Origin of the sequence: Methanosarcina sp. A14, from assembly GCF_001729375.1 — an archaeon.
Classification (GTDB): domain Archaea; phylum Halobacteriota; class Methanosarcinia; order Methanosarcinales; family Methanosarcinaceae; genus Methanosarcina; species Methanosarcina barkeri.
The window spans coordinates 1-15,522 of record NZ_LZPK01000040.1 but is presented as its reverse complement, the minus strand read 5'-3'; the positions used below and the strand labels follow the sequence as shown (position 1 = coordinate 15,522).

16 protein-coding genes and 2 pseudogenes are annotated in these 15,522 nt (G+C 38.7%); 8 read left to right on the top strand and 10 right to left on the bottom strand.

What is annotated here, in order from left to right:
* Window positions 1-52 precede the first annotated feature (52 nt).
* On the top strand, window positions 53-1,195 hold the full coding sequence (locus A9239_RS02785; RefSeq protein ID WP_048154875.1) for an SIR2 family protein: 1,143 nt from the start codon (window positions 53-55) through the stop codon (window positions 1,193-1,195).
* Window positions 1,196-1,343: 148 nt separating this feature from the next.
* Here the strand turns inward: A9239_RS02785 and A9239_RS02780 are convergent, their stop codons facing one another.
* The 4 genes from A9239_RS02780 to A9239_RS02765 all read right to left on the bottom strand — a co-directional run bounded on the left by A9239_RS02780 (window position 1,344) and on the right by A9239_RS02765 (window position 6,801).
* Window positions 1,344-2,138: an ABC transporter ATP-binding protein gene (locus A9239_RS02780; protein WP_048154878.1), complete on the bottom strand. Its 795-nt coding sequence runs from the start codon at window positions 2,136-2,138 to the stop codon at window positions 1,344-1,346.
* A gap of 38 nt (window positions 2,139-2,176) precedes the next feature.
* A complete protein-coding gene (locus tag A9239_RS02775) occupies window positions 2,177-3,382 on the bottom strand; it encodes an ABC transporter permease (protein WP_048154880.1) in 1,206 nt (401 codons plus the stop codon).
* A 134-nt stretch (window positions 3,383-3,516) separates the two neighbouring features.
* On the bottom strand, window positions 3,517-4,986 hold the full coding sequence (locus A9239_RS02770; RefSeq protein WP_255361886.1) for a COG1361 S-layer family protein: 1,470 nt from the start codon (window positions 4,984-4,986) through the stop codon (window positions 3,517-3,519).
* Window positions 4,987-5,421: 435 nt separating this feature from the next.
* Window positions 5,422-6,801 (bottom strand): sodium:alanine symporter family protein, encoded by a 1,380-nt coding sequence (locus A9239_RS02765; RefSeq protein ID WP_048154883.1) that lies wholly within the window; start codon window positions 6,799-6,801, stop codon window positions 5,422-5,424.
* A gap of 243 nt (window positions 6,802-7,044) precedes the next feature.
* Here A9239_RS02765 and A9239_RS02760 point away from each other — a divergent pair, with 243 nt between their 5' ends.
* Window positions 7,045-7,311: a hypothetical protein gene (locus A9239_RS02760; protein WP_141706349.1), complete on the top strand. Its 267-nt coding sequence runs from the start codon at window positions 7,045-7,047 to the stop codon at window positions 7,309-7,311.
* Window positions 7,312-7,473: 162 nt separating this feature from the next.
* On the opposite strand, the gene A9239_RS02755 is transcribed toward A9239_RS02760, so the two are convergent.
* From A9239_RS02755 to A9239_RS17965, 6 genes are all read right to left on the bottom strand, one after another.
* Window positions 7,474-8,079, bottom strand: a complete 606-nt coding sequence (locus A9239_RS02755) for a hypothetical protein (RefSeq protein ID WP_048154889.1) — start codon at window positions 8,077-8,079, stop codon at window positions 7,474-7,476.
* A 382-nt stretch (window positions 8,080-8,461) separates the two neighbouring features.
* The gene (locus A9239_RS02750) at window positions 8,462-9,016 is read right to left on the bottom strand and encodes a hypothetical protein (protein WP_048154892.1); all 555 of its coding nucleotides are present in this window, start codon (window positions 9,014-9,016) and stop codon (window positions 8,462-8,464) included.
* Between the two features lie 69 nt (window positions 9,017-9,085).
* Window positions 9,086-9,271: a hypothetical protein gene (locus A9239_RS02745; RefSeq protein WP_141706348.1), complete on the bottom strand. Its 186-nt coding sequence runs from the start codon at window positions 9,269-9,271 to the stop codon at window positions 9,086-9,088.
* 25 nt (window positions 9,272-9,296) lie between these two features.
* Window positions 9,297-9,668 (bottom strand): hypothetical protein, encoded by a 372-nt coding sequence (locus tag A9239_RS02740; RefSeq protein ID WP_054864901.1) that lies wholly within the window; start codon window positions 9,666-9,668, stop codon window positions 9,297-9,299.
* A 25-nt stretch (window positions 9,669-9,693) separates the two neighbouring features.
* The gene (locus A9239_RS19285) at window positions 9,694-9,846 is read right to left on the bottom strand and encodes a hypothetical protein (RefSeq protein WP_155400456.1); all 153 of its coding nucleotides are present in this window, start codon (window positions 9,844-9,846) and stop codon (window positions 9,694-9,696) included.
* A gap of 183 nt (window positions 9,847-10,029) precedes the next feature.
* Entirely contained in the window at window positions 10,030-10,284 is a 255-nt protein-coding gene (locus tag A9239_RS17965) for a hypothetical protein (RefSeq protein ID WP_052712708.1), read from the bottom strand.
* Between the two features lie 600 nt (window positions 10,285-10,884).
* Between A9239_RS17965 and A9239_RS02730 the strand changes: the two genes are divergently transcribed.
* From A9239_RS02730 to A9239_RS02710, 6 genes and pseudogenes are all read left to right on the top strand, one after another.
* Window positions 10,885-11,193 (top strand): NUDIX domain-containing protein, encoded by a 309-nt coding sequence (locus tag A9239_RS02730; RefSeq protein ID WP_052712709.1) that lies wholly within the window; start codon window positions 10,885-10,887, stop codon window positions 11,191-11,193.
* 118 nt (window positions 11,194-11,311) lie between these two features.
* On the top strand, window positions 11,312-11,659 hold the full coding sequence (locus A9239_RS02725) for a hypothetical protein (protein WP_048154898.1): 348 nt from the start codon (window positions 11,312-11,314) through the stop codon (window positions 11,657-11,659).
* A 405-nt stretch (window positions 11,660-12,064) separates the two neighbouring features.
* Entirely contained in the window at window positions 12,065-12,451 is a 387-nt protein-coding gene (locus A9239_RS20070) for a DUF3344 domain-containing protein (protein ID WP_048154901.1), read from the top strand.
* A gap of 32 nt (window positions 12,452-12,483) precedes the next feature.
* A pseudogene (locus A9239_RS20065) lies at window positions 12,484-12,900 on the top strand (DUF3344 domain-containing protein); the annotation flags it as partial.
* 75 nt (window positions 12,901-12,975) lie between these two features.
* Window positions 12,976-13,479: pseudogene (locus A9239_RS20060) on the top strand (PKD domain-containing protein); the annotation flags it as partial.
* A gap of 1,126 nt (window positions 13,480-14,605) precedes the next feature.
* Window positions 14,606-15,522 (top strand): DUF3344 domain-containing protein (locus tag A9239_RS02710; RefSeq protein ID WP_255361885.1); only part of this gene is annotated, 917 nt, incomplete at its 3' end.

Genomic DNA, 15,522 nt, shown 5'->3' with positions numbered 1-15,522 from the left:
TATAATTTAAAAAACATTATATGTGATCGTATGTTACCAAATAGTGATTAAGATGAGTAATAAAAATACTGGTTCTATGTATGCTGAAAACATATTATTATTAGGAGCTGGTTTTACTAAAAATTTTGGCGGTCTATTAGCAAGTGAAATGTGGGCTGAAATATTTAATAATGAAAAAATTCAGGCTCAACCGAGAATTAAAAAATTAATGCTTAATAATTTCGATTATGAATCAGTTTATTACTCTGTGCTAGAAGGATTAGAAGACAAAGAAAGTTTATTGCCAACTTTAAAATTTAAACGTAAAGAAAAAGACGCCATCCAAGAGGCCACGAAAGCTGCATACGACACCATAGACGAAACTCTTTTAAGGCGATTAAGAAAATACCCAGAAATAGAATGGATTCACAACACTGATACATTATTTTTTAATTTTGGCAATACAAAAAATAAAAGTTTTATCTTTACACTGAATCAAGATTTGTTTATTGAAAGATTTTACCAAAATCCTCTTGAGCCTAGAGATCCTACCAAAATCTATATTCTTAGACTTTGTATTCCTGGAATTGATAAATATCCAGTATGGTATATGAATAGAGATTCTTTTTATGATTTTATTCCATTTTCAACTGATGAAGAAAGAGAACAATTCTATAATTTAAAAAAGGAAGATTATTATCTACTACCTAACGAAGATGTATTAAATTCTAGAAAAGAAAATCTGTTGAAAAAAGAAAGTTATTTTCTGATAAAGCTCCACGGGTCATATAATTGGATTAGTTCTAATGGATCAAAATCAATGGTTATCGGCAGGGGCAAAACTGAACAGATTAATAATGAACCTTTATTGAGATTTTATTTTGACACTTTTAAAGAAGTACTTTCACAGGATAAACGTCGTTTATTAGTAATAGGTTATGGTTTTGGCGATGAACATATTAACAGTGTAATATCTAATGCTGTTAAAAATCATGGACTTAAAATTTATATCCTTTCGCCAGAGTCACCAAAAAGTTTTAAAGAAAAATTATGTGATGGATGCGGAAAGTCTAAAGATATTATTAATATATGGAACGGAGTTTCAGGTTACTTCCAATGTGTAGAAGATGTTTTATTAAAGGATACATATGGTAATCAATCTGAAAAAGAGCATTTTTATAATGTATTCTTCGGTAAAAACAACTGGAAGTTATAACATAAAATGATTACTTATTAACTTCTAACTTCCTTTTGATTGAAGTAATTCATGTGATTTTTTGTAATTTTTTTGATTACAACTCTGCCAGACATCCAATACTAATAGAAATTCAATTCTGTAAGAAAGCCATACCTGTCCAGAAAGTTCACCCCTGAATAATTCCATCTTTCAACCTTATTACTCTGTCTGCGTATTCGGCATGCCATTCTTCATGTGTAACCATTACAATTGTCTGTCCTTTTTCCTGATTGAATTTCTCGAAAAGGTCAAGGACTTCCTTTGAGGTCTGGGAATCCAGATTAGCACAGGGCTCGTCTGCAAAAAGGACTTCTGGGGAATGGGCAAGGGCTCTGGCTATTGAGACTCTCTGCTGCTGGCCGCCGCTCATCTTGGAAGGGAGTTGCTGAAGGCGGTCGCCAAGCCCAACTGCGGAAAGAATTTCTGCGGCTGCGGATTCACATTCGGTTTTACTTTTGCCCTGCATTATAAGGGAGATATAGACATTTTCCATAGCATTGAGCTCGGGAAGTAAAGCATAGTCCTGAAAGACATAGCCCAGGTTATGCAACCTGAATTTGCCTTTTTCGCTGTCTGAAAGTCTGGAGGTATCCGTACCGTCTATAATGACTTTTCCCGAATTTGGGGTATCAAGCAGGCCGAGCTGGTTCAGAAGAGTGGTTTTGCCTGAACCACTAGGGCCCATGATTGCAATGAACTCTCCACGCCGGATTCTTACATTTACGCTGCGCAGGGCCCGGACCTCTACCTCTCCCATCTTGAAGGTTCGCACGATATCGATACCCTCTATAATAGTATCTATAATAGTATCCTCTGTCGGTTTTTGGATTTCATCCGTACTTTTTATTGCTTCCTCAGTCTGCTTTTGGATTATTTCCATAGTTTTTACTGCTTCTTCAGCCTGCTTTTGGATTATTTCCATATTTTCACCCTTTGTTTTGCCCCATTTATTTGCCCCATTTATTTGCCCCAGATCAGGTCAAGAAGATCTTTCTGAGCCAGTTTATACGCAGGAATTACCGAGCCCACTACAGAAGAAAGAAACAGGAGGACTGCCCGATTTAAGGCTTCTGCATTGTCCAGCTTGAGGCTCATGTCTCCAAGCGGGATTTCTACAGGATGGGAAACCGTATAAGGCACAAGCCCAAAGCGCATAAACAAGTAGCCAAGTATAACACCCGCGCCTGCGTAAAGCATGGCCTGGAGCACAAAGGATGTAACTATCACGTTTTGTTCTATCCCTATTGCTTTCTGAACCCCTATCTGTCTTTTTTTATTCACAATATTTACGTAAATAACCACAAAGATGATCACAAAAGCAATTAGCAGGCCGATTGCATTCATAATATTCCTGACCAGCCCAAGTGTGCTTTCGATCAGCCGGAGGAGACCTGCAAATTCATGCCAGGTACGGATATTCTCACTGATGCCAAGAGAAAGGAGCGCAGTTCTGGTATCGTCCTCAGGTGTACCGTCTGCGGTTTTAACGGCTATTTCCTGAGCAAGGTCCCTGCCCTCAATACCCAGCATTTCTTCAAGGTCAGCTCTGGTAAGATAGGCTGAGGCATCAGCCATGAAATAGCGCGTTGTATAGATTCCTTTTACCCTGAACTCCCGGGTTACACCTCCGATTGTGAGTTCAACGGTATCTCCTACTTCCACACCTCCTAAAGATCTCGAGTCCATGAGGGCTCCGAAACCTCCTGAGACCTCCCTGCCCAGAATAATCTCTCCTTTATCAGGCCTGCTCAGAAATTCCCCACTTATCATAGCATCTTCAAGGCCTGTTACAAAGATCTCGTCCGCAGGATCTATCCCATAAACCGTAGCTCCTATTTCTTTCTCTTTATAGCGGACGTTTCCAGTCATTTTCAGGCGAGCTGAGGTCCCTACCACCTGCGGAAGACTTTCTATCTTTTTCTGGAGGGCTGATGCGTCCTCTATATAGCGTTCCTCTTCCTTCGGTTCGACCACGACGTTTCCGGTCTGAAAGTTCACCATAAGTTCATTAAACTTGAGCGTAACCCCAGCCAGCATGCTTGAAAAAAGCACAAGCTGTATAAAGATCAGGGTCAGGACGAAAACTGTAAAGATTGTAATCCCTTTATTGCCCCTGGTTATGGAGCGACTGGCAAGGAAGAAGGAAACTCTCGCTTTTTCGAGCATAATAGGCCATCCTTTCTGGTTAATTCCGTTTTCGGGCTTGTTTCCTGGATTTTTGTTTTCAAGATTTTTGTTTCCAGGATTTTTGTTTCCAGGATTCTTATTTCCAGAATTTTTGTTTCCATGATGCTTGGATTTTAGAGCTTACCTTTCTTTTTCGTATAAAGAATCACAGCTGCAAGGACCAGGACGGCTCCAAGAACAATTGGAATAACACTTCCTTCCTGTCTCTTCACATTAAAAGTCAGGTTCTCGCTAACCTGGTGCTCGCCAAAATCATCCTCATACTCGACCAGCAGGGTTACATTCTGATCACCTGTTTTTTCAGGAGTGAATGTAAAAACTGCAGGAGCATCATCATCCTTATCCAGACGCCCGAGAAAAGCACTCGTGCTTCCGCTGCCCTCAAGCCCCTCAAGCCTGGCTTTGACTGAGCGAGCTTCCCCTTCCCCAACATTTTCGAGCCTTAAAGTAAGGGATGCCTGCTGTCCTTTCACAGGTATCTCCGGGTCAAATTTCAGGCTTGAAATATCAATTTGCGCCCTATTAAGTACGTTAATTCCAATTTCCTGGATCTTGTCTATCTGGAAGGTCTCAGTGTTATTCGAGGCTGTTATCCGCAGTGGAATCCTGTAAGGCTTCACATCAGCATTGCTGCCCAGAAGAAGTTTGAAAGAGAGGTTTTCGGAACTGCCTGCACTCAGGTTCTCAAAGAAACGGACGTTATCTTCCAGCGGGATTAAAGGTGACGAGCTGTTGAGGTTAAGCATTACCCTGACATTTTTTGCGTTCCCGTTTCCTGCATTCTTAACTGATGTCTTCAGATAGAACTCCTGTCCAGGAACTATGGCTCCTGAAGAGAAATTATCCTCATTTACAGGAAGAATTTCAGTGCTGCTGAGTACAAGGTCCGGGTTTCCTTCCACCCGAATAGGAATTCTTTTAGAAAAACTTGTCCCGCTCTTGTCTTTAATAGTGAATTCGAGCTGATAGATTCCCGATTCAGCTTTAGGATCTACTCTCAAATAGAAACTCAGTTCGACCTTGGAACGTTGCCGTATCTGTTCAATCTGGAAATTTCGCTCCGTGTTCGTTCCGGAACCGTAAAGTTCTGAAGTGCTATACTTAAAAACGAAAGGATGAATTTCCTCAATTCCCACTATCACGTTCTCTGCGGGCTCGTCTCCGGCATTCTGGATATTGATCTTTATGAGCAGGTCTTCACCCGGCCTGGCAGGATTGGGGTTGATTTCCGAGACATCAACTCCAAGGTGAGTGTTACCGGACACTACAACTGCAGAAGCCGGGCCTGTCAAAAAGACGGTTATCATCAATAAGGCAAGTACAAAATGAAGAAATGACGCCGAGATTCTATCTATCGGTGTTCTGTTTGCCGATTTTCGATTTACCGGCATTTCATCCCTTGATCTTGGATTTTCCGGTATTTTATCAACTTTTCCTTGATTTTTCGGTTTTTTATCTATTGAACTTCTATATCTCAATGTTTTGTCTACTGTTCTTTGATTTCCCAGGATTTTACTTACTGCTTTTCTATTTATCAATGTTTTACTTACTGCTCTCCGATCTCCCGATATTTTATTTATCAATTTTCGGTCTGCGGATATTCGACCTATTAACTTACACTTCTTTTTCCCGGTGCAGGAATACTTTTCTGGACAGGCGGGCTTCATATATAACAGTCCTTGTGCCTAGTTTATAACGGTTGCACTTTATTTGCAACCGGTAATATGTTGTATTCCAAGCCTTTTCAAAAAAGGCTTGAGCGAAAACTACTTGACGGTGTGATCAACCGGTGCAACGCAAGCCTTTTTAAAAAAGGCTTGACCGAAAAACTCAGAACAAGAGCGTGATAAACCGACTAAACGTTTACAGCTCAACGGTTGGGATTGAGCGAAAAGGTCTAACTGCGTGGCTATACCCCATTTTAAATATGAAAAAATTGATTGAAAAAGCTTCTATTTCAACAGGGTTTCCTAGAAAATCCAGCAGGATTATCTTGATACCTTCCTTGGGCTTGAGGCTTAGGCCTTGAGTTTATCAAAATACTTCCTGGTCTCAGCCTTAACAACTTTTCGCAGAGCCAGCAGAGCAATAAGGTTCGGGATAGCCATGAGCCCATTTACGATATCGGCAAGTACCCAGATAACATCTATAGTCAGGAAAGCGCCTGAGGCAACAATCAGGATGTAAATGATTTTGTAAGGGAGGATTCCTTTTATGCCAAAGAGATATTCCACACATCGCTCGCCATAGTAATTCCATCCCAGGATAGTTGTAAAGGCAAACAAGATGAGCCCTACTGTTACGATGTAATTTCCAACCTCCGCAAGTACTGTGGAAAAAGCATAGCTTGTCATATAGGCACCTGCAAGGTCGCCTGTCCAGGAATCCGTTACGATCAGGACGATTCCGGTCATGAAACAGATGATAATGGTGTCAAAAAAAGTTCCTGTCATGGAAATAAGCCCCTGCTTGGTCGGCTCTTTTACCTTTGCAGCCGCAGCAGCTATTGGGGCACTTCCGAGGCCTGCCTCGTTTGAGAAAATTCCTCGGGCAATTCCCATTCTGACTGCAAGCATCACCCCAGCTCCAAGAAAACCACCCCGTGCAGCAGTTTCTGTAAATGCAGAGTTTATTATCAAAGCGAGGATGTCAGGAATTTTCTCAAGGTTTAACCCAAGAATTATCAGGCAGCCCAATACATAGCTTATTGCCATGAAAGGCACCAGAAGCTGGGCGACTGCTGCAATCCTCCTGATCCCGCCAAGCGTTACAAACGCCACAAGCAGGCTTATTACAAAAGCGCTCAGGGTTTCAGGGATATTAAAGGCAATCCTTGCCGAATCTACAATGGCGTTTACTTGCGGAAAAGTTCCGATTCCAAAGAGGGCTACGTTCATCCCAAAAAAAGCAAAAGCGGCTGCAAGAGCGCGGCTGTACTTCCTCTGCCCAAGCCCATTTTTGATATAATACATGGGCCCTCCTGACATCTGCCCGTTTGCATCCATGACCCTGTATTTGACTGCAAGCAGGGACTCGGAATACATGGTTGCCATTCCGAAAAAGCCTGCAAGAAGCATCCAGAAGAGAGCGCCCGGACCTCCCGTTTTTATTGCAGTTGCAACCCCAACTATATTCCCTGTCCCGATAGTTGAGGACAGCGCAGTGGTGAGAGCTCCAAAACTCGAAACGTCCCCCTGTACTCCAGTTTCGGCTTTTCTTGAATTAAGCACATACCTGAGCGCAAGAGGCAGCCTGAATACCTGGACCATTCCGAGTTTCCAGGTAAGGAAAATCCCGGTCCCTACAAGTAAAACCAGAAGCGGTGGTCCCCAGATTAACTGGTCTATCCCTGTAAGGATCTCAAGTACATTAACACCCGATAATTCCGTTAAAGCCAGCCCCCAGAAAGCAAAGAGATAGTTTAAGAAAAGACATAGTCTTAAAAGAGATAGTTTTAACTCAGTATTTGTTCCAGGCTGGTCTTAAACTTTGATGTTCAGGCACTCTTGTTGTAAAATTAAGTTTCGAGTTTAAAATATTCAAAAAAATATTCCCGCAAGCAAAAGGTTACCTTTTTCAGCCGCCAAACAAAGTAAATTTTTATACTAAGAAGTTATTTAATATTTTTTAGGGGAGCTAATATGGTGCGTATCACATCTTTAAATAGCATGTCTCTGGCAAAAGTCCTGAGTCTTATGTATCTCTGCTTTGCAATTGTATTTTCGCCGCTTATTCTTTTCATGGTAAGTATGGATGGGATAGGTCTTACTGAAGGTGTATTCGTAACTGTATTCTTTATTGTTTTTTATGGGATTGCGGGAGCAGTAGCGGGATTTCTTATTGGCACGATATATAATATTGTTGCAAAACAAGTTGGGGGTATCGAAATAGATACTGAAACTGTTTGATATGATAGAAAAACATGATAGAGAAACATGATAGAGAAACTTATCAAAAGAAATTTTTTTTTAAACTCATCAAAAGCAATTCTTTTTTCTAAACTCTTTCTCTCCTGTCCTTCTATTTCAGGTTATTTAATAAGTTTCATATTTCTGGATTTTTATTTTTTCTTAATCCCGGAAAAAAGCCGAAAGTTTCATCTGCTCAATTTTCTGAATTACTTCAATTTGCTCTTCTTGTTTTTGTTGTTTTTTAGATTTTACTATTTTTCCGGGCTCAAGTTCGGGCTCGAGAACAGGCTCAAGAACAGGTTCAAGAACGTTATCAAAAAAAGCGGCTTCATTTTCTGGACTTAGCGAATTTCTATAACACTCTGTTGTTTTTTCCTGCCAGTTTTCCGAAAGCAGTAAGAATTTCATCCCTCTTTTTTGCTCATTCCATTCCCACACTCCAGCCTGGTAAAAGATAGCTCCTAACTGGCTTGAAAGTTGAGCATAAGATACTTCGGAACGGAGCTTATACAGGAATTTCCCGATTCCGTCCTTTTCCGTGCCCATGCATAGTTTTGCGGCGTTATTTGCAAGAGTCTTCCATTCCCTATCCTGCATGAATTCGCAGAGCCTGTCAAGGTGGCGGCAGCTAATCTTATCGATTCTGGGAAAACGATTCTTTCTGAACTTCCTTTTTATGAAAAGGTTTCCTCGACTGTCTATCCGCCAGGAAAAGACCTTCTGCTTTGTCCCAAGGGTTTTTGATCGAGACCAGGAAGCAGCCATTGAAAATAAATTGGATTTTAAATATAAAAAATTGTTTGTTGTAATCTTCCCTGCAGTGCTTGCAAATCTGAAGGGTAAACCATAAATTATTTTATGCAGCTTTCAGTAATTTGAATTCCCTTTAAAAATCTGTTAAGTTTTTTTGTTAGAATTCTAAAGTTAAGAGGTACAGGCATTTATGTAGTTTCTGATAATAATCCAGAGAACAAGCCAACCAATGGCTGAAATTATATCTTTTTTTAACTGTAGTTTCATGTTCTTATTTAATCAACCAATCTTATTTAGATTTTTTCTTCTGTTTAAAAATCGAGTAATCTATCGTTAATTCCTACAGGGAAACTTCCCGTCTCACAAACCAGAATAAAACGGGACGGACTAACCATCAGTTGTCCTTCATGTCTTCTTCAAAAAAATCATCATCCGGGTCCGCGATATCATCAACCAGATTAGAGATATAATACTGTAAATTGTCCCCTATTCCGTAAGGGCTGTCTTCAGAGTCCCGGTATATTTTATGAAGTCTCTCTCTGAAGTATGGGTAAAAATTTTGCCCTTCTTCATTCCTGGCCAGCTCACAAAACTTTTCCATCATGTCAGATCCACCAACGTAAGATGCTTCGTCAATGCCTGAAAATTCATGAATATACTTCATAACGTTTTCCACAAGAGTAAGAGCCAGATCCATTGTCCCTTTTATGTTTCCGGAAGCCTTAGAATAGTCGTTGATAGCTTTTTTTGCTACCGAATAATGGGGCCTACTGGCTGCTCTTCGTGGAGTATAATATGCATTTACAACCTTTTTCCGGTAGGCCTCAAGAATTTTGCTCTCGTCTTCCGTTTTTGCATACCTGGCAGTGATGTACCTGCGGTTGTCTGCGGATTTTTTGTACAAATCGTGCAGCAGGTTGATAAGTTCTTTCTGGTCTGCTTCCTGCAACGATTTCTTCAAGTCAGATCATTTTAAAGTTGGTTCTTCTGCCATGAAAACTCACCTGAGTTTTTTGTTTTAGGAATCAATCTGCTCTTCCTCAAAGAAATCTTCAATATCTGATATGAGATCATAAATTGCCTCCTCAAAACCCCATCCGACATTTTCCAGTCCCACATCGACCTTAAGCAGTCTTTCCCTGAAAAGATGATAGTATTTCTGTCCTTCCTCAGTTTTTAATTGTTCACAAAACCTCTCCAGCATCCCTTCAATGTTGTCATAGAACTCATCATCTATTGTTCCAAAAATACGAGCAAATTGAACCCCTTCTTTCAACATATGTAAGCATCAGGTCCAGAGTCCCCAAAAAGTCTCCTGAAGCATTTGAATAATCATTGATAGCTCTTTCTGCTACAGAGTAATGGATTTTTCCCAGTCCCTCTTTTGGGGAGAACTCCTCTTTAATTATTTTCCGGTACTGATCCAGCATCTTATTCATTTTCGTCTTTACGCTCTCTCCAAGGTATCTGGAATTTATGAGCATGCGGTCTCCAACCGAATGTCCATAAAGTTCACAAATAAGATCGACAAGTTCCGTTTTTTCAGCTTTCTGCAGGATTTTCTTCGCCTGTGTCCATTTTACAGAATCTGTTTTTTCCATGAACCCCCCACCTCCGTTTTTTGTGTTATGAATCACTCTGCGCGTCTTCAAAAAAATCTTCAGCATCTTGAAAAAAATCTTCAATTTCTTTCACACGCAGTTTTATTCCGTCTCCAAATCCCCATGCCATTCCTTTTGTTTTCCTGCTGATTAAAAAGCCTTTCTCTGAAAACGGCATAAAGGGTTTTACCTTCAGGTGTTTCTAACTTGGTGCAGAACTCGTCAAAGGCACTGTATATTTCTTGATAAAACTCCTCCGTCTATATCTCCATATTCGTTGGTAAAATCCACCCCATTTTCTACGTAAAAAAGCATCAACTACATTTTCCCTGCAAAATCCCCGGAAGCCTTCGAATAGTCGCTAATTGCTTTTTTTGCAACCGAGTACCTGAGCGTCCCGTGCCCCTTTTTGGGAAAACTCATTTTTTATTACTTCCCTGTAAGCTTCCAGAATCCCGGGCTCAGCATTTGTATCTATGGATCTGGCAAGCAGGTACCTTCTATTTTCCTCAGAATACCTGTAAAGATCCTGAATAATATTAATAAGTTCTTTCCGGTCTACATTTTGTAGGGTCTTTTTTAAGTCAAGCCACCTTAAGTCCGGAGTATTTCTCATTTTACAGCTCCATAAGGCAAAAGTTACGTTTTCTGAACCTCATTAAAAAAATTAATCCGAGTAAGGACACAGAATATTTCGAGATTTTCAAGCTAGAATTAGCCCGAAGTTCATCCTCTATATCTCATAACCTATACTCATTTTCGTTATTATTGCCTGTCATTTTCACATTTTCTTTTGAACTTGTTTTTACTTCACATCACAGAATTAACATATATAGGTTGCTAAAAAGTAGAAAAGTTTGATGTTAATCAACTTGAACCATGAGGCTTTTTAACTTATAAGGTCTAACTAATTGTCATAATTTGTTTTTACGTTTTAACGGTTTGTTTTTATGTTTTAATGAAAAATTTTTCATCAATATTACTGGACACCCTGAAAAAATAAAAAAGTCTCGTTAATTATTGCCACATAAAGTGAGCTAACGGTCTCGCCGAATGTTTGAGTATTCCCAGAAATAAACTCTTCTAATTGGGGTAGTAAATCAGTAATATACACCTTTAAAACTCAACCGTTTTACAGAAGGTAAAAAATATTTCAAGCGCATACGACAATCGAAGAGGCTCAGTAATATTTGAAACCGATGAAGGAATCCTGCTGGTGAGCAGTTCAGGCTCTTACTACAGGCTTCCCGGAGGAAGACCCAAGAAGGGGGAAGCTAGCATCGAAGCCGCAATCCGGGAACTTCGGGAAGAAACAGGGCTTCGGGCATACGATGTAAGATACCTTTTCAAGTTTCATGCGTCCAAGGTTTTCAAGATTAAGGCTAAAGGAGTGCCAGAACCAAGAAGTGAGATCCACCATTTTGCTTTTTTCAGGCCGGACAAGGAAATGAAGGTGCAGGTCTCTGAAAACACCCTCAAATTACTGGATATTTATTATGGGTTGAAAGAAAAGGAGAGTAAATAAGAATAAATAAGGTATCTTCTTCACATTTGAGTGGAAACTTCAATGATAGAAAATAAAATATGAAAAGCTTTGGCATACATTTCATTTTTAATTTCCATTTTTAATTTCATCTGGATTGATGTCCAGCGAAGCCAGAGATTGTTTTAAAGCTTCAAGTTCTATTTTTACTCAAAGTTTACTCCATGATATGATAAAGGAAAATGGAATAACTGATAAAGGAAGATGGAATAACTATTACATTTTGTCTGTGGTTAGAAATCCATTACTGCTTTTACCCATACAAGTTGAAGAGGATACAAGAGATATCATATTTGGGAGTTGTAATCTTAGCAGTAATAATGAAATTACAGGAAGTTTTGGGATAGAATCTTTAAAAATTCTCCGATTCATAAGAAATTTCCACGACCATTATCACTATTTTTTTGGAAAAATGAAAAAGATTGCTAATTATTATGGTTTTCAATAATTAACACCTGCACTTTAAGATAAATCTCTTAATTTGTCAAAATAAAAATAACAAATGCGCATAAAAATTTATATATTTTTTCAATTTTAAAATGTTAGAAAGATTGATATATCTGAATAATTGTTAATAATATGATTATTTGTATTAAATATTAGATATAATTTGAAAAATCTTATGAGAAAGAACCCAAAAGATAACTGTCTAAAGGAGTCCCTCAGAAACGGGAATTAATTTGAGATATCTAGTTCGAATACACATTTGGTCACATTTTCTAAAACAGAATAATAATTATTTGAATTTACTTTTATTGGCAACACTCAGGTTCCTGTTAATTATTTGATAAGAACTGCTTATGCACAGATCTCTGGAAATTCTTTCTCTAATTGAAGTACGGGAGAAAGGTCAATGAATAGAAAACTAATTTTGATATTGTTAACTCTTATTCTGAGTAGTGGAGTCTGCCTGGCTGACAATTACGTCGGCGGGATCCCTCTGGCTTCGGTTCACAGCGGAACAGTAAGTGGTGGTGTTTATTGTGACAGCTACTACGGAACAGCAAGTCAGCCAATACACGACGCTAAAACTATAGACAAGACCTTTACATTGCCGTCTAACGCCAAGGTCGAATGGGCAATGTTGCTCACAACCGTATACTGCGGACACATGCAAAATAATTACCAGGGGCTTGCAAAGGTGAGTTTTAACGGGAAAGCCTCGGAACAGAATCTCTTAAAGTTCCTTTTGTATTCCTTACCAATGGAGGCAATAATGGAAAGGGATACGTCAAGGTAAACGACCATGTTGACAGGGTGACCAGTGACTATATGATGTATTATGATGTCACGAGTCTTGTAAAGTCCGGGGCAAACAAAGCTACCGTACACACGGAGCCCAGTGATAGTAAATTTGATGGTCGAATAAAACTGATAACTCTCATTGTAGCTTACAATGACGGCAGCGGAAAAAAGATATGGTATCAGGTGAACCGCGGGCACGATGCGGATACTTATTATAGTGATGATAACCTGGGTGAAAACTACATTGGAAGCACAGCTTTTAAGGCAGCTTTACCAGCGGGTTCTACACTAACATCTGCAAAACTTACGGATATACACATGGCAAGTACAGACGGATCATACACTTTCAACGGAAAAACACTCACTTCAGGTACACCTCAGGGTACTTATTGTGGATCCGATTCATGGAGTGTTAAAGACAACTTTAAATCTACCGGCACAAACACCCTGACCTATGACAGGAGTGCTCCATTCTATAAGAATTCACTCGCCATAATAACAGCAGAATACAAGACCTCAAGTAACAAACCTGTTGCTGCGTTTTCTGCATCTCCAACCTCCGGAAAAGTACCATTAAAAGTTACCTTTACTGACAAAAGTACAGGAACGCCAACGAAATGGAAATGGAATTTTGGAGATGGAAAAACTTCAGTCAAACAGAATCCAGTCCATAAGTATTACAAAGCAGGAAAATATACAGTGACACTTACAGTTTCCAATGCAGCAGGTATTAATAAAGTAACGAAATCAAAGTATATCACAGTGACAGCAAAACCTGTTGCTGCTTTCTCTGCATCTTCAACCTCCGGAAAAGCACCATTAAAAGTTACCTTTACTGACAAAAGTACAGGAACGCCAACGAAATGGAAATGGAATTTTGGAGATGGAAAAACTTCAGCCAAACAGAATCCAGTCCATAAGTATTACAAAGCAGGAAAATATACAGTGACACTTACAGTTTCCAATGCAGCAGGTATTAATAAAGTAACGAAATCAAAGTATATAACAGTTAAAAATAAATAATTAAATAAATCTCCATAAAATGTAAAATGGCAAGGTTTTATGTAGTGGGGGGAGCTATTTACTATATCTAAAAAATACATAATAATTTTTCACTTTTTGCTCCCGCAATTTTTCCGAGAATTCTACGTTTATTTTCCTGAGAATTCTACGTTTATTTTCCTGAGAATTCTACGTTTTTGAGACTATTTATTTAACTATTTTCATATTTAAAGTTTGTGACTCCAAGATAGTTATTTAATATCGCTTAAATCATTATTTAACAGGAATGTAAATCTTGTAATGTATAAATGAGCTTCACGTTTTTGCTTAGTTCAAATTGTTTGGATTTCTACCTTATGTTCTTTAATTTTCTCCATTCTATGAGGCGCACTGTAGTCAACTTATAAAAACTTCCAAATCAGGATTATAAAGCAATGTTTCCAATATTTGCACATGTTTTTAGCAATTATTCATAAAAACTATTAAATAAAGATTACTATTTAATAATAATTATAAATTTTAGGATAAATAATCGTTTATTGAACTATAAATAGATACTCAGTAATTAATTAGCTGGGACAAATCAAAAACATTAAACACCATTATAAAAATTGATAGGCAAACCTATGAAATCAAAATTTTTTAATTGCTGGTTTAGACATTTTATTTTGAATTTTTAATTAGTAACAATTATAATCTGTCAAGTAAAAAATCAACATCAATCAAATAATTTTTAGGAAATTTATAATTACAATTCACATAATATCTTATATATTTCTGCACATATAAAACATTTGGAAAGATTAATATATCTGAATAGTTATTAAGAAAATGATTATTTATCTTAAAAAGTAATCAAAATTAACAATTGGAAAATTGTTGGGAGAAAGAATCCTGAAGATAACTGTCTAAAGGAGTCACTCAGAACTGAAATTAATATGATCCATTCAGTCTGACAAAAGCATTTGATACTTTCCTTAAAACCCAATGAAAACGACTTGGCTCTGCTTTTACAGGTAATAGTCTAGATTCCTGTTATTTTTTTGAAAAGAGCTTCTTATTCACAGATCTCTAGAATTCTTTCTCTAATTGATGTACAGGAGGAAGGTTAACGAATAGAAAACTAATTTTGATATTGTTAACTCTGATGCTGAGTAGTGGAGTCTGCCTGGCTGACAATTACGTCGGCGGGGTCCCTCTGGCTTCTGTCCACAGCGGAACAGTAAGTGGAGGTGTCTATTGTGACAGCTACTACGGAACAGCAGATCAGCCAATACACGACGCTAAAACTATAGACAAGACCTTTACATTGCCGTCTAACGCCAAGGTCGAATGGGCAATGTTGCTCACAACTGTATACTGTGGACACATGCAAAATAATTATCAAGGAACAGCAACAGTAAGCTTTAACGATAAAACTCTAGGAACAGAATCCCTCAATGTTCCTTATACATACATTACTAATGGAGGTAATAACGGAAAAGCATATGTCCAGGTAAACGACCACGTTAACAGGGTAACCAGTGACTACATGATGTATTATGATGTCACAAGTCTTGTAAAGTCCGGGGCAAACAAGGCTACCGTACATACCGAACCTAGTGACAATAAATTTGATGGCAGAATAAAACTGATAACCCTCATTGTAGCTTACGACGATGGTAGTGGAAAAAAGATCTGGTATCAGGTAAACCGTGGACATGATCCGGATACTTATTATGTTGATGACAATGGCGAAACTTACGTTGGGAGTACGTCTTTCCAGGCAGCTTTGCCATCTGATGCGTCCTTGACAGATGCAACGCTTACAGATGTACACATGGCAAGTACAGACGGGTCATACACTTTCAACGGAAATGCACTCACTTCAGGTACACCTCAGGGAACTTACTGTGGATCTGATTCCTGGGATGTTACGGACGATTTTAAATCGACAGGTGCAAATACCCTGACATATGATCGGACTGACGCATTCTATAAAAATGCACTTGCTATAATGACAGCTGAATACACTACTTCATCCTCAGACAACGGCAGTGGAAACAACTCCTCAGACAATGGTAG

Excerpts from the sequence above, each read along its gene's own strand:
- A9239_RS02785 (WP_048154875.1), top strand. The coding sequence starts at position 53 with ATGAGTAATAAAAATACTGGTTCTATGTATGCTGAAAACATATTATTA.
- A9239_RS02780 (WP_048154878.1), bottom strand. The coding sequence starts at position 2,138 with ATGGAAATAATCCAAAAGCAGGCTGAAGAAGCAGTAAAAACTATGGAA.
- A9239_RS02775 (WP_048154880.1), bottom strand. The coding sequence starts at position 3,382 with ATGCTCGAAAAAGCGAGAGTTTCCTTCTTCCTTGCCAGTCGCTCCATA.
- A9239_RS02760 (WP_141706349.1), top strand. The coding sequence starts at position 7,045 with ATGGTGCGTATCACATCTTTAAATAGCATGTCTCTGGCAAAAGTCCTG.
- A9239_RS02755 (WP_048154889.1), bottom strand. The coding sequence starts at position 8,079 with ATGGCTGCTTCCTGGTCTCGATCAAAAACCCTTGGGACAAAGCAGAAG.
- A9239_RS02745 (WP_141706348.1), bottom strand. The coding sequence starts at position 9,271 with ATGCTGGAGAGGTTTTGTGAACAATTAAAAACTGAGGAAGGACAGAAA.
- A9239_RS02740 (WP_054864901.1), bottom strand. The coding sequence starts at position 9,668 with ATGGAAAAAACAGATTCTGTAAAATGGACACAGGCGAAGAAAATCCTG.
- A9239_RS19285 (WP_155400456.1), bottom strand. The coding sequence starts at position 9,846 with ATGCCGTTTTCAGAGAAAGGCTTTTTAATCAGCAGGAAAACAAAAGGA.
- A9239_RS17965 (WP_052712708.1), bottom strand. The coding sequence starts at position 10,284 with ATGAGAAATACTCCGGACTTAAGGTGGCTTGACTTAAAAAAGACCCTA.
- A9239_RS02725 (WP_048154898.1), top strand. The coding sequence starts at position 11,312 with ATGTCCAGCGAAGCCAGAGATTGTTTTAAAGCTTCAAGTTCTATTTTT.
- A9239_RS20070 (WP_048154901.1), top strand. The coding sequence starts at position 12,065 with ATGAATAGAAAACTAATTTTGATATTGTTAACTCTTATTCTGAGTAGT.